Source organism: Brevibacillus nigriterrae, from assembly GCF_049846925.1.
Lineage (GTDB): Bacteria > Bacillota > Bacilli > Brevibacillales > Brevibacillaceae > Brevibacillus_H.
This window is the reverse complement of record NZ_JBNCMT010000003.1, coordinates 19428-41511: the sequence shown is the minus strand read 5'-3', so window position 1 is coordinate 41511 and position 22084 is coordinate 19428. Positions and strand designations below refer to the sequence as shown.

Below are 22084 nucleotides of genomic sequence, written 5' to 3'. Positions count from 1 at the left end.
CCCTGTTGCTCCATTGTTCGGTGTATAAGTAAATGCTCCCGTTGCAGTATTTGTAATATTGACAACACCTAACGAGCCATTGCTAACGATCGAATATGTTAACGGATCACTATCGGAGTCTGTAGCAATAAGTGTACCAGTAACGGCTACATCCTGTGTCGTTTGATATGAACCAGCATTCGCTACAGGAGCATGATTGATTGGAGCTCTTGTAATTACCACAGTATAGGTTTTGGTCTGAAGCCCATCCTCTGCGGTCACCTTAACGGATACCTGATTCTCTCCAACGTTCAATGCGAACGGGCCAAACTGCTGTCCACTTGTCACGTTGATTGGATTTCCGCTATTTACTGTTACAGTGATCGTTGCATTGGCACTTGATGCAGTAGGTGTTAACGAAATACTTTCTACTTCATTGTTCACATTCATCGTATAACTTGTTGTATTAGATGAGAAAGGAGGTGTTAATTGACCCGTTGACAGCACCAGATTGCTTAAATTTGCGTCAGTAGAAGCGAAAGCAACCTGAACTAACTTATTCGAATCCGAATATGATCCAATTCCAAGCTGTCCACCGTTATTGCGTCCGGTTCCCCAGATCGTCCCATCGTTATACACGATCATAGAATGAACAAAGGAAGAAGAGATTATGGTTGCTGCTTTACTAGTTTTCATTTTCACCGGAGTCAAACGAGGAGTGGAGGATTCATCCCCTAGTTGTCCGAATTGATTATCTCCCCAGCCCCACACCGTTCCGTCGTTCTGAATAGCTAAACTGTGAGTCGTTCCAGTTTCAACAGAAGTAATACCAATGCCAGTCAGAGAGTTTATTACGACTGGTAAGGCACGCATATTCGTTGTCCCATCACCAACTTCACCTATAACATTTCTTCCCCAGCCATAAACGGTTCCGTCCTCTTTTACTGCAAGTGAATGAGCACCTCCAGCAGAAATAGAAGTAATACCAGAAATTCCAATCTTTACTGGAGTCAATTGTCGAGCGTTAATGGTCCCATTCCCGATTTGACCTACCTGATTATCACCCCAAGCATAAACCGTTTTATCGTCTATCAATGCCATTGCGTGGGAATGACCTGCTGAAATTTTCTTTGCATTGCTAATATTTAATACTTGTACGGGAGTCGATTTTGAGTCAGTGGTTCCATCTCCTAATTGACCGTTATTGTTTAACCCCCAGGTATAAACCTTTCCATCATCCTTCAAGGCCATTGAGTAGCCATTGCCAGCTTCAATTGCTATTACGTGATCAAGTCCTGGAATTTGCAGTGGTACCAGTTGAACATTATTACTTGTACCATTTCCTAATTGACCATTATAATTCATTCCCCAAGCATACACGGTACCATCGTTTTTAAGCGCTAGTGTAAAATTGCCGGAAGCCGAAATGGCTGTGATGTCCGTTAATCCTGGAACCTTAATCGGACGCAGATGTGCTGTAGTAGTTCCATCCCCCAGACTCCCATTCATGTTACTTCCCCATGCCCATACAGATCCAGTCGAATCAATGGCTACAGTATGTTCATTACCAGCAGAAACAGATGTAAATGTCGTATTTGCACTTGCTTGCCCAAACGGGAGAAAACTCATGCATAAGAGTAAACTCAATAAAATTTTCCACATTTTCAAAGTCTCTTCACCTCTTCAGTGTAAATTTATGGGATACGCTTCTATCACCCCATATCTTAATACACACTGAAGGGAATGAAGTCTAACAAAAGTTATATATACGGTTATGTTATTCACCAAAAATAACAGACCGTCCATGATAACGGTCTGTGCAAGAATCAGGCTGCTTTTTCATTTTTTTCTGTCGAAGTTGTAGTTGACCGAAGTTGAATGCCTGCGTCTTGCAGCATCCATTCGATGTAGCAGCCATAACCAGAGGTTGGGTCATTGACAAAAACATGGGTAACTGCTCCAACCATTTTTCCGTTTTGGATGATGGGACTCCCGCTCATCCCCTGAACAATACCCCCGGTTTTATCCAATAAACGTTTATCCGTTACTTTAATAATCATCCCTTTTGTTGCCGGAAAATGCTGTTTCACTGTGTTGACGATTTCAATATCGTACTCTTCCACTTTTTGTCCTTCCACGACTGTAAGAATTTTTGCTGGTCCTGTTTGCACCTGCTCCGCCAACGCAACTGGAATCGGTTCTTGGTACACACTACGCTTTGGCTGCTCCTTCATTTTTCCGAAGATGCCAAATGGCGTATTTCGTGTAATGGTGCCGAGTACTTCCGATTCGTTGTAGAACCGGGCAAACTTTTCTCCTGGATTACCGCTTTCCCCTTTTTCAATGGATGTGACACTTGCTTGCACAATTTGTCCATCGCCTACAACAATTGGCTGTCCTGTATCGACGTCTGAAATGACATGACCTAGCGCACCATAAGCTTTGGAGTTGGGTTCATAAAACGTCAGCGTTCCTACTCCTGCAGCAGAATCCCGAATGTATAGACCCATCCGATAATCGCCGTCTTTGGCATCCTTTGCAGGTGTCAACACCATGTTTAATTTTTCTTTTCCTCGAACGACAAGGAGTTGCACGGGTTCACCCTTATTTCCGGCTTCTGTAATCAGTTTTTTCACATCGTTCATGTCGTTAATATACAGATCATTCATGCGAATAATCATGTCTCCAACATTGATGCCTGCCCTCTCACCGGGTGAAAATTTTCCCTTGCCGGTATCAACCAAATGATGTCCAACCACGAGAACTCCTGCTGTTTGCAGCTTGACTCCAATAGACTGTCCACCGGGAATGACGCGAAGATCAGGGAGAACATTAACCTTCATTTCTTTAATCGGAATATGTCCCCATTTTAACTGCAACTCTGTCTCTCCCGCTTTTTTTGGTTCGACAGACAAAGGTTTGCTTAAATCCACACTGACTTCATGCGCTTCTGTCCCATTCACGGCAACGATCTCTGGATTGCTATTGACTAAGGTACCCATGACAGGCATTGACAACTTCAATTGTTGAAATGACCCCTCGAAAAGCCTCAATTCTGTAGGCAACGAGACAAGGTCACGAAAGGGGGTTGAGCTGATAACTAATGCTGTGATGAGTAAAACCAAGCTTCCCATCCATTTTCTTCTGTGTTGTCGCATCACCAGCAATCACTCCTACTTTCCCTACCTACACCTTTTGCTACACCTCCACCCAACCGTATATATAATGTTGCCTAGCTTCCCTGCCTTTATAACAGCAAAAACAGCCATGTCCGTTTTTGTTGACCGCAAGCGGTCGCATCGACTTTTATGAAAAACGTCGAGACGTTTTTCACAAAAAAAAGCCATCAGACTGAACTGACAGCTTTGCGAGCTTTTCCCATTTGGATCATTTCTCTTGCATGGTCTTTGGTTGTATCGGTGACGATGGCGCCTCCCAGCATGCGGGCAAGCTCCACCACCCTCTCTTCTTCATGCAGCAGCTTTACCTGTGTTGTTGTTTCCCGGTCATTCATCTCTTTGTGGATGACAAAATGCGCATCAGCAAACGAAGCAACCTGCGGTAAGTGTGTAATGCACAGCACTTGGCGATTATCTCCTACCTTCGCCAGCTTTTCGGCTATGGCCTGGGCCACTCGTCCGCTAACTCCCGTATCAACTTCATCAAAAATGAGTGTTTGTACTTGATCAGTGGTAGCAAGAATCGCTTTGATGGCCAGCATGACGCGAGACAGTTCCCCACCTGAAGCAATTTTGGCTAACGGGCGAAGCGGTTCCCCCGGATTGGGAGCAATCATGAACTCCACCATGTCGATTCCAGAAGCGTCAATGCGCCGTTTGATCCCTTCCGCTTCAATGCCGCTCTCATCGTGTTCCTGGCGTACATCAATCTGGAAACGTGCTCGTTCCATGTGAAGCTCTCGCAATTGTTCCTCAATGGCTAGAGAAAGCTGTACAGCGAGGTTTTTGCGAATAGCGCTCAGCTCCAACGCTTCTACTGCCAAGTCTGCAGCCAACTCCTGAAGTTTATCCTGCAACTGCTGCAGGCGGCTGTCAAAATTGCGGATCTCGTCTAATTCATCTTGAATCGTTGCCGCATATTCCAGAATTTCATCGACTGATTTGCCGTATTTTCGCTTTAATCCCTGAATCAGATCCAGGCGTCGCTCAACCTCAGCAAGCTCTTCTGGTTGAAACTCCAGGCTGTCTTTCACCTGACGCATCTGGTGCAATGCATCCTCCACCTGATAATAGGCAGACCTGATGTTCTCGACAATCGACTCTATTTGCTGATCATACTGGCTTACTCGCTCCAGTTCACTCATGGCATGTCCTAACCAGTCCATCCCCCGGTGCTCCCCGTACAAGGAACGATAAGCATCCTGCAATCCAGAGAATACTTTCTCCATGTTGCTCCACTTTTTGCGTAATTGGATCAACTTCTCGTCTTCCCCGGGATTAAGTGAAGCGCCTTCAATTTCATCCAGTTGATACGACAAAAGATCGATTCTCTGAATTAATTCCCGTTCATTTTTGGACATCCGCTCCACATCCTGCCTGGTTTTGCGATAGGCTGTGTACAATGTTCCAAATTCTTTTTTGGTCAGCTCCAGTTCTTTTTCCCCATACGCATCCAGCCATTCAATGTGCTTGTTTGCTTGCATGAGTGCAATCGTATCGTGTTGGCCATGTATGTTTACTAGCCACGGACCCAGTTCCCGGAGCATGGCAAGCGTAATGAGTTGACCGTTGATCCGGATCACGCTTTTGCCCTGATTGGAGATCTCTCTGCGCACCAGAAGTGCTCCGTCCTGTTCAACAGCAATCCCAAATTGCTCACAGATGGCAAACGCAGGATGGTTCGTTTCAAACTCAAACAAGCCTTCCACTTCGGCTTTTTTTTCGCCATAGCGAACATATTCGTGAGAGCTCCGTTCACCCAACAGGAGTCCCAGCGCATCAATAATGATTGACTTCCCTGCGCCTGTTTCACCCGTCAGGATATTGAGACCTTGCTGAAACGGTATCGTCACTGACTTGATGATGGCAAAATTGCGAATCGACAGTTCAACTAACACGAGAATCCCACCTTATAGCATGTCCAAAAAGCGCTGGACCACGTCCTTGGAATAATCTTTGGAGCGGCAAATAATCAGAATGGTATCGTCTCCACAGATTGTCCCCATTACTTCTTGCCACTGCAAATTGTCGATCAGTGCTCCAATTGCATTGGCATTACCAGGCATCGTTTTCATAACAATTAAATTATCCGCATGATCGATTCCCACGAAACTGTCTACCAGCACTCGTTTAATTTTTTGCAGCGGATTGAATTTTTGATCTGCAGGCAAGGAATATTTGTAGCGGCCGTCTGTCATCGGAACCTTGACCAGATGCAATTCCTTAATATCACGGGAAACAGTTGCTTGTGTAACGTTATAACCTGCCTCTCGGAGTCGGTCAACAAGCTCGTCCTGTGTTTCAATCTCATTGTTACCGATAATTTCTCTGATTTTGATGTGTCTTTGTCCTTTATTCATGAATTTCTACTCCCATTCACCATTAAGTTTGGTTCGAATTGCCTCGAAAAATTTGCCAGGATTCCATGAAATGAGTGGAGTTACAAATGGAGATTGATAAATAATGATCTCATCTCCACCTTTCAAACGAGAACCCAGCTGACCATCGATGGATAATCCAATTTCATCGTGAATCGCATCAACTTCCACACGAATGATTTGATCGGCACTAACAATCATGGGTCGTGCGGTCAAGGAATGTGGTGCTACTGGCGTCATAAGCAAAACAGGTGCATTCGGAGCTACGATCGGTCCACCTGCAGACAACGAATAGGCTGTTGATCCGGTCGGACTGGCAATGATCAACCCGTCCCCACTGAAGGTCGCTACATAACAATCATCCAGATACACCGTGCTTTGAATGATCCGACAATACGAACCTTTAGCGATTACAACATCATTTAACGCTGTGAAAGCTGCAATTTCTTCTCCGTTGCGCAACAGCTTAGCCTCGAGCATCGTTCTCTCTTCAATCCCGTACGCTCCATTCAACAGTTTTTCAACGGTTACGTTCAAATCGGTTGGCTCTGCTTCCGACAGAAAGCCCAGTGTTCCCAAATTAATTCCAAGAATCGGAATGGAATACCCCGCCAACTGGCGAGCGATACTGAGCAAAGTGCCATCTCCGCCAAGGACGCAGACGAGATCGACCCGATCTGCAAACTGGTCAATGGGACAAGAGCGATCCACTCGCCCGATATCATTCGCTAACCCTTCTTCAATCAGTATGTTGGCACCTTTTTCTTCAAACAGGTACAGTAAATCGCGTACGACAATACGTGCTTCCGGTTTTCCTTTGTTAGCTACAATTCCTATTGTATTCACGGCGCCACCCCGCCTCGTATTGAATCCTTATACAATTATACAATGAAAAATGTATATAGGAAAATGGTTTGGGACAAAAACAGTAAAAAGGCATTCGTCCAAAAAGATTGATTCTTGGAGAACGCCTTTTTTGAGGTACTTTCTTTATTTCAGTGATCGGTGTGCTTCTTGAATCACTTCTTCGATACGTGCTAGCCATGCAGATTCAAGTTCTCGAGGGGTCGCATCTGCTTTTCGAAGATGCAACAGGAATTCAATATTCCCTTCTCCCCCTGTAATCGGAGAATAACTGATCCCAGCAAGGTCAAAGCCAGTCGTCTGTGCAAAGGATGAGACCGATACCAACACATCATGGTGAATGTCTGGGTCTCGGACAATCCCATTCTTGCCAACATTGTCTTTTCCCGCTTCAAACTGTGGTTTCACCAATGCCAAAACTTCTCCTTGAGGCTTGAGAAACTGGTGCAGAACAGGCAAGATCAACCTGAGTGAAATGAATGACACGTCGATGGACGCAAAATCTGGTTTCTCCTGATCAAATTCTTCAGGGTTCATGTGGCGAAAATTCGTCCGCTCCATGACCACGACACGAGGGTCTTGACGCAACGACCAGGCAAGCTGTCCATAACCAACATCAATGGCGTATACAAGCCGGGCACCGTGCTGCAGGGCACAATCCGTAAAACCGCCTGTCGAAGCACCAATATCCATCATGACCTTATCAGTCAAGTCAACACCAAAGGTACGAATCGCCTTCTCCAGCTTCAGCCCACCTCGGCTTACGTAAGGGTGAACTTCCCCTTTTACATGAAGCTGCGCATCTTCCGGAAGTTTGGTTCCCGGTTTGTCACAACGTTCCGTACCAATATAAACCAAGCCAGCCATTACAGCAGCTTTTGCTTTTTCACGAGTATCAAATAATCCACGTTCCACTAATAATACGTCAATTCGTTCTTTTTTCATTGTCTATGCCCTTTGTCTAGATAGCGGTGTAAGTGTGCGAACATGGGAAGCAATTAAATCAGCGGTCAAACCGATCTCTTGTCTTTGTTCCTTCACGCTTCCATGCTCCACGAAGTAATCAGGAATTCCGACCATTTTTACAATCGTGTCGTGGAAGCCTTCCTGTGCGAAAAATTCAAGAACCGCACTGCCGAATCCACCCATGGTCGAGCCTTCTTCCACTGTAATGATATGGTACCCTTCTTGTGCCAAGCGAATTAGCAATTCTTCATCTAGCGGCTTGCAGAAACGGGCGTTGATCAGCATAGGTGAAATCCCTTCCCGAGCAAGCTGTTCTACTGCCTGTTCGGCGAGATCAAATACGTGACCGAAGGAAAGAATCGCTACTCCCCTCCCTTGCTTGACGACTTCTGCTTTACCAATCGGAAGAACTTTCAATTCTTCATCCATTTTGACGCCCCTACCATTTCCTCTCGGATAGCGATAAGAAATCGGTCCGTCCTCATAGGCAACTGCGGTTTTCATCATATGCTGCATTTCATTTTCATCTTTGGGAGCCATGATGACCATATTAGGAATCGAACGCATGAATGCGATATCGTACGCTCCCTGATGCGTCTCACCATCTGCACCAACCAGACCTGCCCGGTCAACGGCAAAAACCACATTCAATTTCTGACGAGCTACGTCATGAATCATCTGATCGTACGCTCGTTGTAAGAATGTAGAATACACCGCAAATACTGGCTTCATTCCCTGTGTGGCCAGTCCTGCACAGAACGTACAGGCGTGTTGTTCGGCAATACCCACGTCAAACAATCGCTCAGGGAACACTTCTGCATATCGCAGCAGTCCTGATCCTGCTGGCATTGCTGGAGTTACGGCAACCACTCGGGAATCTTCTTTGGTTAAACGAATCATCGTCTCAGCAAAAACAGATGTGTAGGCAGGTGCCTTTGTTTTTGACTTGATTTCCTCACCAGATTCGATTTTGTATGTTCCGATTCCATGCCATTTGGTTGAATTTTCTTCAGCCGGTGCGTATCCTTTGCCTTTTTTGGTAATTGCGTGAATGAGTACAGGTCCTTCTGTATGAGCGGCTGTCTCCATGCTATCGAGCAGCAGCTCCAGGTCATGTCCATCAATTGGGCCGATATAGGTGAATCCCAACTCTTCAAATAACACTCCAGAGACCAACATATATTTCATGCTGTCTTTGAGGCGTTCGGCGAAGTGAACCAGCTTGCCACCTACGGCTGGTATGGACTTGAGGATATGCTCCACTTCATCTTTTGCTCGGCGGTAATTCGGTGCCGTACGTAATTTGCCCAAGTAGTTGTGAAGTGCCCCTACATTGGGAGCAATGGACATTTCGTTATCGTTTAGGATGACAATTACATTCTTTTTCTCATGACCGATGTGGTTGAGTGCTTCGAACGCCATTCCGCCTGTCAAAGCACCATCACCGATTATACCGATGACATGATTCTTTTCCTTTAGCAGATCGCGTGCGACAGCCATACCCATAGCTGCAGACAGCGAGGTGCTGCTGTGTCCTGTTTCCCAAACATCATGCTCGCTCTCGCTCATTTTTGGGAAACCGCATAAACCTTTATATTGGCGCAGGGTCGGGAACATCTCCCGTCGACCTGTTATGATCTTATGTACGTAAGCCTGATGGCCAACATCCCATATCAGCTTGTCTTTCGGGCTATTGAAGTAGTAGTGCAATGCCAAAGTCAGTTCAACGACACCAAGGTTGGGAGCCAAATGCCCACCTGTTTCAGCAAGATTGCTCACAAGAAATTGGCGGATTTCTTCGGCTAATTGTTTTAATTGGGGTAATGTTAACTTTTTCAGTTCTTCTGGGCTATTTATGCTTGGAAGCAACATGCTAACCCCTCACTTTCAACATAAATCATAAGGAATTTACACACAAAAACAAAAGAAAAATGCTTGATTAATTATAATCGTTTCTTCTGTAAAACACCACTTTTCGAAAATAAAAATAAATATGGACGTGTTTACTACGGCTTAAAAATGAAACAGGAGGCTTTCACACCTCCTACCTCTACTATATATACGAATGACCTATTTGGTTCGTTCCATAACATAATCAGCCAATTGAGAAAGAGCCGACTGTTCCAATCCAATACTTCCAAGAGCTGTTTTTGCTTCTTCAATCAATTTTCGCAAGCGTTCTTTGGATGATTCGAGTCCAAGCAGCGATGGATAAGTTGCCTTGCCACGATCAGCATCACTTCCAACTGCCTTGCCCAGCTCTTTGACGTTCCCTTCTACGTTCAAAATATCGTCCTGAATCTGGAACGCTAGTCCGATGCACACGCCGAACCGGGTCAGTGCTTGAATTTGTTGTTCACTCGCCTGCGCCAGGTAACCCGCTCCCCGAAGTGAAGCTACCAACAGATCACCTGTTTTATGAGTGTGAATATATTCAAGTTCCTCCAGATTGAGTTGGCGTCCTTCTCCCTCGATATCCGCCATTTGGCCACCAACCATGCCCTTTGCACCCGCTCGCATCGCCAGTTCAGCAACGAGTTGAAGAGCTACTTGGGCTGGAACATCAGGGTCTTGTTCATAAGAGTCGGCAATGAGGCCAAATGCACGCGTAAGCAGAGCGTCACCTGCGAGAATGGCCGTTGCCTCTCCGAACACGACATGATTGGTTGGTTTTCCACGTCGCAAATCATCATTATCCATGGCAGGCAAGTCGTCATGAATCAGTGAGTATGTATGGATCATCTCTAATGCTACTGCATAAGGAATGCCTCGTTGAATCGGGATATTCAATGCCTCCAGTGCGGCCAAAACGAAAATCGGACGCAATCGTTTGCCACCTGCCATCAGAGAGTATTCCATCGAGTCGTACAGATTCTTGGGAACTCCCATGTTTTCAAGTGAGGGCACGAGATGTTCTTCGAGGTAGCTGATTTTCTCTTGGAGGTACGTGTTGAGTGAAACTGACATTACTCTTCTCCCTCCAACTGAAATGGCTTCTCTGTAAGCTTGGCGTTCTCTTCTACAATTTGGGTCACCTGGGCTTCAATTGCATCCAGTTTTTGACCACATAAGCGGGAGAGACGAACACCTTCTTGATAGTATTGAATTGCTTCTTCTAGTGGAATATCTCCCTCTTCCAACAAACGAACCACTTCATCTAACCGTTGAATCGCCGCTTCGAAAGGGAGATCGATTTCTTGTTCAGCTTTTTTGCGAGCCATCTTGTTTCTCCTCCTGCTCAATTTCCGTCACAACAGAACGTACATTTCCATCAACCAATCGTAACATGAGTTCGTCTCCTACAGCAAACGATTTTGTCGTCTTGACCAACTGATCATTTTTGTAGACGAGAGCATACCCACGCTGCATGATTTTGAGCGGACTCAATGCATCCAATTGCTCGATCAAATGAACCCAACGTAGCCGATCTTGATCCAACCGTCGGCGAATGGCTCGTCCCATCCGTTCATTCTGTTGGGTGAGCGTGATACGATGCTGCCCGGTAATTCGATCAAACCGGAAACGGTATAGCCTTGCTTGCAATTGCTTCATTCGTTCGGATTGCAGCTTGCGAGTCTGCTGGAATGCCTTGTTTAATCTCTCTGACAGTTGATCTGTACGCTGTCTCATCTCATCGATACGTCGCTCAGGCTGACGCATACCATAGGACGATACGTATCGCTCCAGTTTCTTTCGTTCCTGGCTGATACGCACCTGCATGGAACGATGGACTCTGTGTTCCAGTTGTTTCAACTGCTGCAAGACATCCAGATAGTGTGGAACAGCCAGCTCGGCTGCCGCCGTCGGTGTTGCTGCTCGAATATCTGCGACGAAATCGGCAATGGTCACGTCTGTCTCATGTCCGACTGCCGAGATTACTGGAATTCTCGAACCAGAGATCGTGCGGGCAACCAGCTCATCGTTAAACGCCCATAGTTCTTCAATCGAGCCGCCTCCTCTTCCGACAATGAGAACATCGATATCCATGTACTGATTCATTTTATTGATTGCCGAGACGATTGAACGCGGGGCATCGACTCCCTGAACGATGGCAGGCGCAATGACTATCTGCACTTGCGGGAATCGCCGCTTGATTGTAATGACAATATCCCGGATGGCTGCACCTGTTGGGGAGGTTACGACACCCACTTTTCTAGGATAGGCAGGAATGGAGCGTTTCCGTTCTTGTGCAAACAGCCCCTCCTGGTTTAGCTTTTCTTTCAACTGCTCATAAGCGAGATAAAGTGAGCCAATTCCATCCGGCTGTAATTCACGTGCGTACATCTGATAGGCTCCGTCCCGTTCAAACACAGAAATGGAACCGCGCACTAAGGCCCTGGTTCCATCTTTGGGGATAAACGTGAGAAAGCGGTTATGACTAGCGAACATAACCACTTTTATACGGGAGTCTTTATCTTTCAACGTGAAATACATGTGCCCACTGGAATGTTTGGTAAAATTGGAAATCTCGCCTCGCAGCCAAATGTCTTGAAGAAGGGAATCTCGTTCGATGACACCCTTCAAATAGCGATTTAATTGACTGACCGACCAGATTTCAGTTGTTCTCATGGGTTCATCCCTTCACTTCTTGTTTGGTAAGCTCCAACGTTTGTTTTGCCGATTTGACTGTATTGGCAAGAAGCATCGTAATCGTCATTGGGCCTACACCACCCGGAACTGGTGTAATAAAGCTCGCAACATCTCTTACTTCCGTAAAATCAACGTCACCAACCAATTCACCCGTCTCGATGCGATTAACACCAACGTCAATGACCACTGTACCAGGTGCCACATCATCTGCACCGATAAAATGAGCACGTCCTACGGCAACAATCAGGATATCTGCTTTGAGTGTATATTCACGCAGGTTCTTTGTACGGGAGTGACACATCGTTACTGTTGCATTTTCTCTTTGCAAAAGTAATGATACTGGTTTCCCTACAATGTTGCTTCGTCCAATGACGACCGCATGTTTCCCAGAGATTTCAGTACCTGTCCGTTTGATCAGCTCAATAATACCATGCGGTGTACATGGTAAGAAGCTGTCTGTGCCAATAACCATATTACCAACGCTAATTGGATGGAAACCGTCCACATCTTTGGATGGATCAATTGCCATGATCACCGCTTCTTCAGAAATATGGGAAGGAAGCGGAAGTTGTACGAGTATGCCATGAACGTTCGGGTTTTGATTCAAATCCTTTATGATAGCAAGCAACTCATCTTGCGTAATGGACGTATCTTTGCGAATCAGTTCAGAGCGAATCCCAACCTCTTCGCACCCTTTTACCTTACCGCGAACATAGGATTCAGAAGCAGGGTTATTTCCTACCAAAATTACAGTTAGTCCAGGAATCATGCCTTCTTTTTTCAACTGAGCAACTTCATCTTTCAATTCCTGGCGAATCGACTTAGCCACTTCTTTTCCATCTACTACTACTGCTGTCATAACGAAAAAAGCCTCCTCGTATTCATTCACTTACTTCTAGTGTAGCGATAAGCGAATACGATGTAAAGACGAATTTTATCCAATTAAAATTCATTGATTGTTCGGATTTTGTGCTGTGCCCACCCTAACATGGCAACACCGTAGGCATTATCCCCGGAATAAACCGGATCACAAAAGGTTAGTTTTGCTTGTACAGCACGATGCTCCAATCGCTTGATTAAACGCTCACGAATGTACTTATTCGCCGCTACACCACCAACAATCAAGATTTCTTTACTGTGTCCAGACTCAATCGCTGCACGCAATGACTTCTCCAATGTGTTGGCAATACATTGTTCTGTTGCCCTTGCAATTTCAGCAGGAGAAGCCGTTTGCTGATCAATCGCTCGGAGCAATGCCGCTTCCGGGCCAGAAAAACTGAACTGCAATCCATTTACTGATGATGAAACGGCAAACGTTGAATCAGCCGCATCCTCTGCCAATTTTTCCAAATACGGCCCCGCAGGAAATGCAAGCCCGAGTGCGACACCAATCCGGTCTACCAACTGTCCTGCATGAAGGTCGATGGTACCTCCGATCTTTTCAATCTGATAACCAGTACGTGTACGGACACAGGAAAGAATTTCGCTTGTTCCACCCGATAAATGAACGGCAAGGAATTGATCACTTGCTGGTTTCACCTCTGAAGTGAATTCTCCAGCAGCAATATGCCCTTCTTGGTGACTCGTGATGTAATGAGGAACTTTTAGAAAGACAGATAGCGAACGTGCAAGTCCCTCTCCCACTTTAAAAACAGGCATATAAGATTTTTCCACCGGACGTGGCTTGGCACTTGCACACACAGCAACGATGTCCCAATCCGTCAACGACAGCTCGTCGCTTAGTTCAGGCAGGTTCATCACATGCTGAAAGACGGCTTCCGATTGCTGCAGTCCCCGCTTGCCTTCCTTCACACGGAGCAAGCGTTTGGCTTCTGCTACAATCTGGCCGTCTTCTGTTGCAAGGCACAGCGATGTCCGGTAGTTACTCGTATCAATCCCTAGCAAGACCTTTTGCATGCCTTCTCACCCTAATCTTTAAGCCTGTGTTTGTTCTTGAAGATAGCTCGACAACACACCATTCACGAAACGATACGATTGATCGTCACTGAACAGCTTAGCCAGCTCAATTGCTTCGTTTACAATAACCCGCTCAGGAACTTCTTTTTCGAACATCAGTTCATAAAAAGCGAGTCGCAAAATGGCTCGATCCACATTGGCAATCCGATCCAACTTCCATCCACGTAAAAACTTGCTGATCTCTTCATCGATTTCCGACAGGTTTCCGATTGCTCCCTCGACAAGGTGCAGCATATACTCTGTATCCTCTGTACTGTCACCCATAACCATTTCTACTGCGTCTCTCAATTGGACATCTGCCATGTCAATCTGGAACAAACATTGTACTGCTTTTTCTCGAGCAATTCTGCGCTTCATTCTAGTCACCTTCTAATTTAGCTTTGTTCAAAAAGGAGGACAAACAGAGCCTCGAAGTTCAAGGCACCGAAGACCCGAGGTCGACTAACTACACCAACGTCCTGTTGGAACGTCGACACTACCACATCCTGTGGGGCGCAGCAGAGCCAGTGAGCAGCGGAGGGGCAAGGGAACGCAGAAATTCGAACGCTATGTTTCCCGGACTTTTTGAACTTCCTCTACTTGAATTTACCTGGTAATATTCGGTCAAGAATCTCTAACAAGTCTTCCCTATTGTCAAACTTCTTTCCGAAATAAAGACCCGTGCTTACAAACACGATAAACACGATTGTATCCCAAAAACCGACCAACAGATAGATAATACCAAAAAAAAGTCCCGCGGCAACTCCTATTGCTTTGCCCTTGTGCTCATTTAGTATCTCCCACCACATGTTCATTCACCTTCTATTCCACTCGTCTACGAACGGAGGGGGCATTATTGATAGGAGCTACCTCCGTAACCTTCACAGCAACTTCGGCAATTTCGATCCCTGTGATTGCTTCTACTTGTGTCTTGACATCTGCCTGCAACTTTGCCGTCATATCAGGAATCGGTGTCTCACCATCGACAGTTACCAACAGAGTAATTGTGTTACGCATATCTTTGGCAGAAACGATTGTCTTCAATTCTCTAACGCCTTTGATTTTGTGCGCAACTCGCTCCGTAATTGAGCGAATGGTAGAAAGTGAGATACTGATTTCGCCTATGTCACTGCGGGAATATATGGCCTTGTCATCCTTTTTCTTTTTGCCAGACGTAAACGCAGTCAGGAAGAATCGGAAGCTGATCAGGATAAAAATAACCACAGCGATTATGTAAGGAAGATTGTACCCTGGCGTCGTTATGTTGTAATGAAGCTGGTACATGATATCCAAAGGCACGAGTTGCAGCATAACTGCCAGTACGAGAAACGAAATCACAAGCAGAGCGAAACTGTAAAGGGTTAGAATAAACCGATCAAACAAATTCATACTCTTCTCTCCTTATGTGGAAAATGCCCCCTAGATGGGGGCATTTTACGCTTAACGAACCCGTTGATACTCTTCTTGAACAACAATTGGAGCAGGTTGCGCTTTTTCTTCCGCTTTCAGTTCAACGTCAACAATATGTACGTTTACCTCCACAACCGAAAGTCCTGTCATGCTTTCAATCGCATTGCGAACACTATCCTGAATGTTACGAGCAACTTCCGGAATACGGTGGCCGTATTTCACGATAATGGATACATCAACTGCCGCTTCACGAGTGCCTACTTCTACCCTCACGCCACGTGCAATGTTCTTGCGTCCCAGACGTTCTGCGATTTCACCAACGAAACCGCCACTCATATGTGCGACTCCTTCCACTTCAGAAGCAGCCATACCAGCGATGACTTCCAAGACCTCGGGAGCTATTTGGACCTTGCCAAGTTCTGTTTTCTCTATGTCAGTAGCAAACTCTTCCATTCTTCGCACCTCCCATTGGATTTATAAACCATTATATCAAGTGAGAATCATCTTTACAAATCAAGACTCGTCAAGGTTCAGATCATACAATTCAAGGAACTTCGTATCAAAGTGACCACTGACGAACACTTCGTGGTCAAGCACTTTGAGATGGAACGGAATCGTCGTATGAATTCCCTCGATAACGAATTCACCGAGTGCACGTTTCATGCGATCGATCGCTTCTTGTCTGTCCTTGCCCCAAACGATTACCTTTGCAATCATGGAATCGTAGAAAGGTGAGATCGTATACCCTGGATAAGCTGCACTGTCAATTCGCACGCCATAACCGCCTGGCACGACATAATTAGTGATCTTGCCTGGAGAAGGCATGAAATTCTTGATTGCATTTTCTGCATTGATCCGGCATTCAATCGCCCAACCATTCATTTGAATATCCTCTTGCGAGAAGGAAAGTGGAAGATTCGATGCGACACGGATTTGTTCTTTGATGAGATCGAATCCGGTGACCAGTTCAGTAACAGGGTGCTCAACCTGAATCCGGGTATTCATTTCCATGAAGTAAAACTTGCCGTGTTTATCCAACAGGAACTCAACGGTACCTGCACCATGATAATTCACAGCTTGTGCTGCCGCTACTGCTGCCTTACCCATCTGCTGGCGCAATTCTTCTGACAGCGCAGGTGACGGAGCTTCTTCAATCAGCTTCTGATGCCGGCGCTGAATGGAACAATCACGTTCACCTAGATAGACGACGTTGCCAAATTTATCAGCCATGACCTGAATTTCTACGTGACGAGGACCCTCCACGAATTTCTCCAGATAGACCCCTGGATTTCCGAATGCTGTTTTGGCTTCGCTTTGCGCCTGGCGAATGGCCTTTTCCAAGTCCTCGTCATTGTGCGCCACACGCATGCCTCGGCCGCCACCGCCCGCTGTTGCCTTGACCATGACAGGATAACCAATTTCATTTGCAGTTGAAATGGCATCCGTAATATCCTCAACCAGACCGTCCGTTCCTGGAACAGTCGGTACACCTGCTTTTTTCATTGTTTCTTTTGCTGTTGCCTTGTCACCCATCTTGGTGATTGCTTCCGGATCAGGACCGATGAACGTGATTTGGCAAGCGGTGCAAATTTCCGCAAAATCCGTATTCTCCGCAAGGAAACCATACCCAGGGTGAATCGCGTCCGCACCTACTTTGGTAGCAACGCTCATGATGTTGGTCATATTCAGGTAGCTTTCTTTCGATGGTGTAGGACCTATGCAATAAGCTTCATCAGCCAATTTGACGTGCAATGATTCACGATCTGCCTCTGAGTATACGGCTACTGTGCTAATTCCCATCTCACGGCAAGCTCGAATAATGCGAACGGCAATCTCACCACGGTTGGCAATTAAAATTTTATGGATCATCCGTTTTTCCCCCCGTTTTATTCTGGTTTTACAAGGAACAGCGGTTGACCGTATTCTACCAGTTGACCATCTTCAACCAAAACTTTGACGATCTCACCAGAAACTTCTGCTTCAATTTCATTGAACAGCTTCATCGCTTCCACGATGCACACTACTTTATTGGCTGTTACTTTGTCGCCCGGTTGTACAAAGGCAGGTTTGCCAGGCTCGGAAGAACGGTAGAAGGTTCCTACCATCGGAGAGACGATTTTGTGCAAATTCGCCTCATCGGCTGCTGGAGCTTGTACTGGAGTTGCTTCTGGTGCTTTCGCCACTTGTGGTGCTGCTGGTTGCGCTTCCACAACTGGAGCTTGCACAGCAACCGGGGCTGCTACAACAGGTGCCACAGGTTGAGCAACGATTTGAGGTACAACAACTTCTCCGACACCAGCGTTTTTCTTAATGGCAATTTTAGCGCCTTCCAATTCAATTTTGAATTCCTGGATGGAAGATTGATCAACAAGCTTGATGATTTCACGAATCTCATGAATCTTGAACATAAAGGTTTGTCCACTCCTTTAATAGAGCATAATAATTGCAATCGTTTTACGGAGAATAAGAGATTAGATTCTGTTCAAAAAGGAGGACAAACAGAGCCTCGAAGTTCAAGGCGCCGAAGACCCGAGGTCGACTAACTACACCAACGTCCTGTTGGAACGTCGACACTACCACATCCTGTGGGGCGCAGCAGAGCCAGTGAGCAGCGGAGGGGCAAGGCAACGAAGAAATTCGAATGCTATGTTTCCCGGACTTTTTGAACAACCGCTATTATGAGTTGATACTAATTGTTGCTCATAATTACCATGGTAGCTTTTTGAACCTGACACTGTCAAGAACCGTGCTCAGAAAACCCACCCGACACAAGCTAAGGCTGGCGTTGGACTAGGCAACAAACTGCTCAGAAAAAGAGGATAGCCCAAACACCAGGATCGGTGCGGCTATCCTCTTGGTTCAACGACCGGAATACAGGTTCCCCAATACGAGTTATTGCTTGAATCGAACGGTTACATTGCTGCCTGACACTTGGAAGTGTTGTTTGGCAAGAGCGATTACATCAACCACTTCTTGTGCTTGCAGCTTATCTTTTTGTACGATTACATCAACGTTTTTATCTTGTACGTAGACAATTGCATCTTTATAACCTTTTGCCTTGAGCAGCTCTTCCATAGCGAGCGTTTTGGTTTCAAGATTGGACAGCTCTTCATGTTTTGCTTTTGCTTCTGCAATGGCTTGCGGTGTTGCTTCTCCATTTGTCATGATTTCCATTTGCTCATCTTTTTGCTGCTGAAGCATCGCTTCCCGCTTCATGCGATACCCTTGGAAGTAATCACTTGCTGTTTCAGGCAAGGAGCTTGCATCGACATTGCTCTCCGTAGAAGTTGGTGTCTCGATGGTTGGTCCTTGTCCTTCTACCGGAGTAGCTTCCACTCCTGGCAGATCCGTCTCTTCCGTTGACACCTCTACTCCTGTCAGAGGAGCTTCCTGTTTGGTCTTATCTCCAAGTGCCGGCATTTGCTGATTGGGTCCTTTCACCAGATAATAACCTGACAATACTACCATCACTGCCAACATGGTCAACAACCAGACTGTTTGTTTGCGCAATAACATGTACGATTCCCCCTAAAAGTTTTTTTCGAATGAATGGTTACTAATACCAATTTCCTTAGCCCTTTTTCGGCAAAATGGAAATTTTATAAACAGGTACTTCCAAAGCTTTTTGAACCGCTTCTGTAATCCATGCTTTGACTTGAATGTTCTCTGCCCCTTTTGCGACGACTAGCACCCCTCTCACTTTCGGCTTCAGAGTTTTGAGCACGACAGGCTGCTCCTGTTTGGCACTCAGTACGACCACTTGTTCATCGCGTGATTGATCGCTTTGGTTTCGTGTCGCCTTGTCCTTATCTACTTCTTGCGTGTTGGCTGAACGAGAGTTACGATTCTTTTCAACCACAAGCTCCGGTGTTGAATCCAGGTTAACCATGACTTCTACCTTATCTACACCGACAACGGTTTCGAGAATCTCTTCCAGTTGGGTTTCATACATATTTTCGTATTCCCGGATGAGATTATTTTCGGGTGAGCCCCCCAGAGTCGGTGAACTCGGAATATTGGCTTGCGACTGCTCTGATCCCGAGATAACTCCACCAGATCCAAAACCTGATCCATCTTCACCAAATGTCTCAGACTTCACCGCCAGGAAATCGGTAAATATCATAAAAGCAATCCCGATCCCTAACAGAACGATGAAATAATGAATTGGACGCATTTTTTTCTGGTTCGGTTCAGACTGGAGCAACTTGCGCAACCATTCCTTCATCGCTTTCCCCTCCTTCCTTATTGGCGATTATCCTTCGTGTCATTGCGAATGACATGGACTTGATGCGGCTCCAGATTCCACTCGTTTGCAACCGATGTTGCGATATCTTTGGACAAAGGGTCATTCTGGGTACCTGAGGCAGGAATTGCTTGTTTGTTTTCTGTTTCACTTTTCGGGTCAATCTGTATTTCAATCGGTTTGATTGGTTGGATGGCAGAAATTTGGTTTGTATTGATTTTCTGTGGATCATCTATATCAATCGTAATGGCTTGAATGTGCGGCTCTTTTTCTGTGGTCTCGTCAATTTTGATGCGAACCGCAGCAACAGCCACTTGATAATTGTTTTCTACCTGACGACGGATTAACGTCTGCATTTGCTCGGTCACATACTCTGTCATCTGCTTGTCTTGTTGTCCGATGAGGTTGTCGGCAATTTGTTTCCACTGATTCTCTGTGGGTTCTTTGACCATTTTTTGCTGGTATTGACTGATGCGAAGCGACAGTTCTTCTTGTGATAAATTGAATACGCTAAAAACCGGGGACAGGATCGTCATCAAAATGATTAATCCCATGACCATTTTGACGTACCGTTGCAAATTCGTATTCGGTAATATCAGATCAAGGAAGGCTGCCAACAGTACGAGCAAAATAATTTTTTTAAGCCATAGCGTAAGCAAGTCCATTGCATTCACCTACCGAACCATCATTGAGATATTTCCTGCCGTAATGATGATTGTTATCGCTAAAAAGAACATGAGTCCGACAGTTGCCAATGCGGCGAAGACGAACAGCAAGCTTTTACCAATCGTCCCGAGAGCCGTAATGATCGGGCTGTTGCCCAACGGTTGCAGGACGGCTGACGAGATATTATAGATTAGCGCCAGCACCAGAATCTTGATTGCAGGAAAGGCACACAGGAATAAAAGAATGACTACTCCTGCCAGTCCTACTGCATTTTTGACCAGAAGCGAAGCGCCAACTACCGTATCGGCTGCATCGGAAAACATCCGACCGACCACTGGTACGAAGTTCCCTGTCACGTATTTTGCCGTACGGAGTGTCACCCCGTCTGTAATTGCGCTGGTTGCTCCCTGTATGCTGATGACAGCTAGGAAGATCGTTAGAAATGAGCCCAACGCACCCATCGCCACATTCCGCAGAAGATTCGCCAATTGTGTAACCTTGTATCGCTCGGAGAAAAGACTCACGATGGACAAAAGCGCTGATAAAAAGATGAGGGGAAACACAATGGTTGCAATCAGGATTCCACTGATGTTGATCATGAAGACAATCAGCGGATGAAGCATAGCAGCCGATGCAAAGTTTCCCATGGATGCAAGCAAGGCAACAACGAGCGGGATCATGGCAAGCATGAAATCGGACATGTCACTAATGGCATCCTTCGCATACGAGATAGCGAGATGAAAGCTGTTCATTGCCAGCACCATCAAGACGAGATAGGTAATGGAGTAGGCGACGGTACTGACCGTGTTACGTTCGAAAGCATTTTGCATGGATTCCAGAATCATGGCGAATACCGTAATCACGATGATTGAGCTTAATAGCTTCCCATTAATCCAGATTTCGTGAAAAACAAATTTCACCAACCCTTTACAGATGCTTGAGAACGTAAATTGCTCATCCTGCATGATCATCGGTACAAATCCGGGTGATTGAATATCCGGGAGGTATCCTTTGTATTCCTCCAACGTCTTCTTCCAGAACTCCTCTACTCTATGGGTATCAAGGTGCTGCGCCTGTTGTTTCACAATTGTATCGATCGGATTGATCGGATTGGTTGTAGCCGGTTCTTGCGCCAATGCGATTCCAGGTAGAAAAAGGAGTAGGAGGATGAAACAAAAGCGCCCGATACGATACATGAGTATCACTCCTGCATTTCTACTGCTTCATCCGATGAGTTAGGTCTTACACCGGAAGCAGATGAATAATGGTTTCGATAATGATCTGAACGATTGGCACTGCCAGAATCAGGATCAGGACTTTTCCGGCAAGTTCGATTTTGGAAGCTATGGCTCCTTGCCCTGCATCTCTCGTTACCTGAGCACCAAATTCCGCAATATAAGCAATCCCGATGATCTTGAGGATTGTCTCGAGAAATACAAGGTTCAGGTCAGCTTGTACAGCCAATCGCTCCAGCACCCGGATTACATCTGAAATCTTGTCAATCAGGAAGTAAAAGATGATGATCCCGCTGACGATAGCGATGAGAAATGCGAAGATCGGTTTTTGTTCTTTTACGACAATTGCGAGTATGGTTGCGATTAATCCAAGTCCGACAATTTGGACGATTTCCACCCTGATTCACCTCTTCCTAGTTGAACAAGAAGACGCGTTTGACCTCGGTAAACAAATCTCCCAGATAGTGGGCAACCATGTAAAGGACTACAACGAAACCTACCAGTGTCGCCCAATGGGCAATTTCTTCTTTCCCTGACTGTTTGAGTACGGTATGAATGACGGCCGTGATAAAACCGACTCCAGCGATCTGGAATACAGGAGTCACATCAAAATCCACG

24 protein-coding genes are annotated in these 22084 nt (G+C 45.8%); all 24 read right to left on the bottom strand.

The genetic code is table 11. The features are described from left to right. Positions 1-1641: RCC1 domain-containing protein (locus ACPW7N_RS03055; protein ID WP_425649540.1), on the bottom strand; the 1641-nt coding region annotated here is incomplete at its 3' end. A gap of 164 nt (positions 1642-1805) precedes the next feature. Then, positions 1806-3140: a SpoIVB peptidase gene (gene spoIVB / locus ACPW7N_RS03050; RefSeq protein WP_425649539.1), complete on the bottom strand. Its 1335-nt coding sequence runs from the start codon at positions 3138-3140 to the stop codon at positions 1806-1808. 185 nt (positions 3141-3325) lie between these two features. Next, a complete protein-coding gene (recN, locus tag ACPW7N_RS03045; protein ID WP_425649538.1) occupies positions 3326-5056 on the bottom strand; it encodes a DNA repair protein RecN in 1731 nt (576 codons plus the stop codon). 12 nt (positions 5057-5068) lie between these two features. Then, positions 5069-5518, bottom strand: a complete 450-nt coding sequence (gene ahrC, locus ACPW7N_RS03040; RefSeq protein ID WP_425649537.1) for a transcriptional regulator AhrC/ArgR — start codon at positions 5516-5518, stop codon at positions 5069-5071. Positions 5519-5524: 6 nt separating this feature from the next. Next, positions 5525-6382 carry an NAD(+)/NADH kinase gene (locus ACPW7N_RS03035; RefSeq protein WP_425649536.1) on the bottom strand — a complete coding sequence of 286 codons (858 nt, stop codon included), beginning with the start codon at positions 6380-6382 and terminating at the stop codon, positions 5525-5527. 144 nt (positions 6383-6526) lie between these two features. Further along, a complete protein-coding gene (locus ACPW7N_RS03030) occupies positions 6527-7345 on the bottom strand; it encodes a TlyA family RNA methyltransferase (protein ID WP_425649535.1) in 819 nt (272 codons plus the stop codon). A gap of 3 nt (positions 7346-7348) precedes the next feature. Continuing rightward, the gene (dxs, locus tag ACPW7N_RS03025; protein WP_425649534.1) at positions 7349-9238 is read right to left on the bottom strand and encodes a 1-deoxy-D-xylulose-5-phosphate synthase; all 1890 of its coding nucleotides are present in this window, start codon (positions 9236-9238) and stop codon (positions 7349-7351) included. Positions 9239-9436: 198 nt separating this feature from the next. Next, positions 9437-10333, bottom strand: coding sequence for a polyprenyl synthetase family protein (locus tag ACPW7N_RS03020; protein WP_425649533.1), 897 nt, complete (start codon positions 10331-10333; stop codon positions 9437-9439). Continuing rightward, positions 10333-10587, bottom strand: a complete 255-nt coding sequence (gene xseB / locus ACPW7N_RS03015) for an exodeoxyribonuclease VII small subunit (protein WP_425649532.1) — start codon at positions 10585-10587, stop codon at positions 10333-10335. Before xseB ends, ACPW7N_RS03020 begins: the two co-directional genes overlap by 1 nt. Then, positions 10568-11935: an exodeoxyribonuclease VII large subunit gene (gene xseA / locus ACPW7N_RS03010; RefSeq protein ID WP_425649531.1), complete on the bottom strand. Its 1368-nt coding sequence runs from the start codon at positions 11933-11935 to the stop codon at positions 10568-10570. Before xseA ends, xseB begins: the two co-directional genes overlap by 20 nt. 4 nt (positions 11936-11939) lie before the next feature. Next, positions 11940-12815, bottom strand: coding sequence for a bifunctional methylenetetrahydrofolate dehydrogenase/methenyltetrahydrofolate cyclohydrolase FolD (folD, locus tag ACPW7N_RS03005; protein ID WP_425649530.1), 876 nt, complete (start codon positions 12813-12815; stop codon positions 11940-11942). 83 nt (positions 12816-12898) lie between these two features. Beyond that, entirely contained in the window at positions 12899-13873 is a 975-nt protein-coding gene (locus tag ACPW7N_RS03000; protein WP_425649529.1) for a Kae1-like domain-containing protein, read from the bottom strand. 18 nt (positions 13874-13891) lie between these two features. Continuing rightward, positions 13892-14290: a transcription antitermination factor NusB gene (nusB, locus tag ACPW7N_RS02995; RefSeq protein WP_425649528.1), complete on the bottom strand. Its 399-nt coding sequence runs from the start codon at positions 14288-14290 to the stop codon at positions 13892-13894. 218 nt (positions 14291-14508) lie between these two features. Further along, positions 14509-14721 carry a DUF2273 domain-containing protein gene (locus tag ACPW7N_RS02990; protein ID WP_425649527.1) on the bottom strand — a complete coding sequence of 71 codons (213 nt, stop codon included), beginning with the start codon at positions 14719-14721 and terminating at the stop codon, positions 14509-14511. A 13-nt stretch (positions 14722-14734) separates the two neighbouring features. Continuing rightward, positions 14735-15301, bottom strand: a complete 567-nt coding sequence (amaP, locus tag ACPW7N_RS02985; protein ID WP_425649526.1) for an alkaline shock response membrane anchor protein AmaP — start codon at positions 15299-15301, stop codon at positions 14735-14737. 51 nt (positions 15302-15352) lie between these two features. Then, on the bottom strand, positions 15353-15775 hold the full coding sequence (locus ACPW7N_RS02980; protein ID WP_425649525.1) for an Asp23/Gls24 family envelope stress response protein: 423 nt from the start codon (positions 15773-15775) through the stop codon (positions 15353-15355). A 60-nt stretch (positions 15776-15835) separates the two neighbouring features. Next, entirely contained in the window at positions 15836-17191 is a 1356-nt protein-coding gene (gene accC, locus ACPW7N_RS02975) for an acetyl-CoA carboxylase biotin carboxylase subunit (protein ID WP_425649524.1), read from the bottom strand. 17 nt (positions 17192-17208) lie between these two features. Continuing rightward, the gene (gene accB, locus ACPW7N_RS02970; protein WP_425649523.1) at positions 17209-17730 is read right to left on the bottom strand and encodes an acetyl-CoA carboxylase biotin carboxyl carrier protein; all 522 of its coding nucleotides are present in this window, start codon (positions 17728-17730) and stop codon (positions 17209-17211) included. 484 nt (positions 17731-18214) lie between these two features. Next, the gene (locus tag ACPW7N_RS02965) at positions 18215-18838 is read right to left on the bottom strand and encodes a SpoIIIAH-like family protein (RefSeq protein ID WP_425649522.1); all 624 of its coding nucleotides are present in this window, start codon (positions 18836-18838) and stop codon (positions 18215-18217) included. 55 nt (positions 18839-18893) lie between these two features. Next, a complete protein-coding gene (gene spoIIIAG, locus ACPW7N_RS02960) occupies positions 18894-19547 on the bottom strand; it encodes a stage III sporulation protein AG (RefSeq protein ID WP_425649521.1) in 654 nt (217 codons plus the stop codon). 17 nt (positions 19548-19564) lie between these two features. Further along, positions 19565-20230 carry a stage III sporulation protein AF gene (gene spoIIIAF / locus ACPW7N_RS02955; RefSeq protein ID WP_425649520.1) on the bottom strand — a complete coding sequence of 222 codons (666 nt, stop codon included), beginning with the start codon at positions 20228-20230 and terminating at the stop codon, positions 19565-19567. Between the two features lie 9 nt (positions 20231-20239). Further along, a complete protein-coding gene (spoIIIAE, locus tag ACPW7N_RS02950; RefSeq protein WP_425649519.1) occupies positions 20240-21427 on the bottom strand; it encodes a stage III sporulation protein AE in 1188 nt (395 codons plus the stop codon). A gap of 46 nt (positions 21428-21473) precedes the next feature. Further along, the gene (gene spoIIIAD, locus ACPW7N_RS02945; protein ID WP_425649518.1) at positions 21474-21863 is read right to left on the bottom strand and encodes a stage III sporulation protein AD; all 390 of its coding nucleotides are present in this window, start codon (positions 21861-21863) and stop codon (positions 21474-21476) included. Between the two features lie 16 nt (positions 21864-21879). Beyond that, positions 21880-22083, bottom strand: a complete 204-nt coding sequence (gene spoIIIAC / locus ACPW7N_RS02940; RefSeq protein WP_425649517.1) for a stage III sporulation protein AC — start codon at positions 22081-22083, stop codon at positions 21880-21882. Between the last annotated feature and the right edge of the window lies 1 nt (position 22084).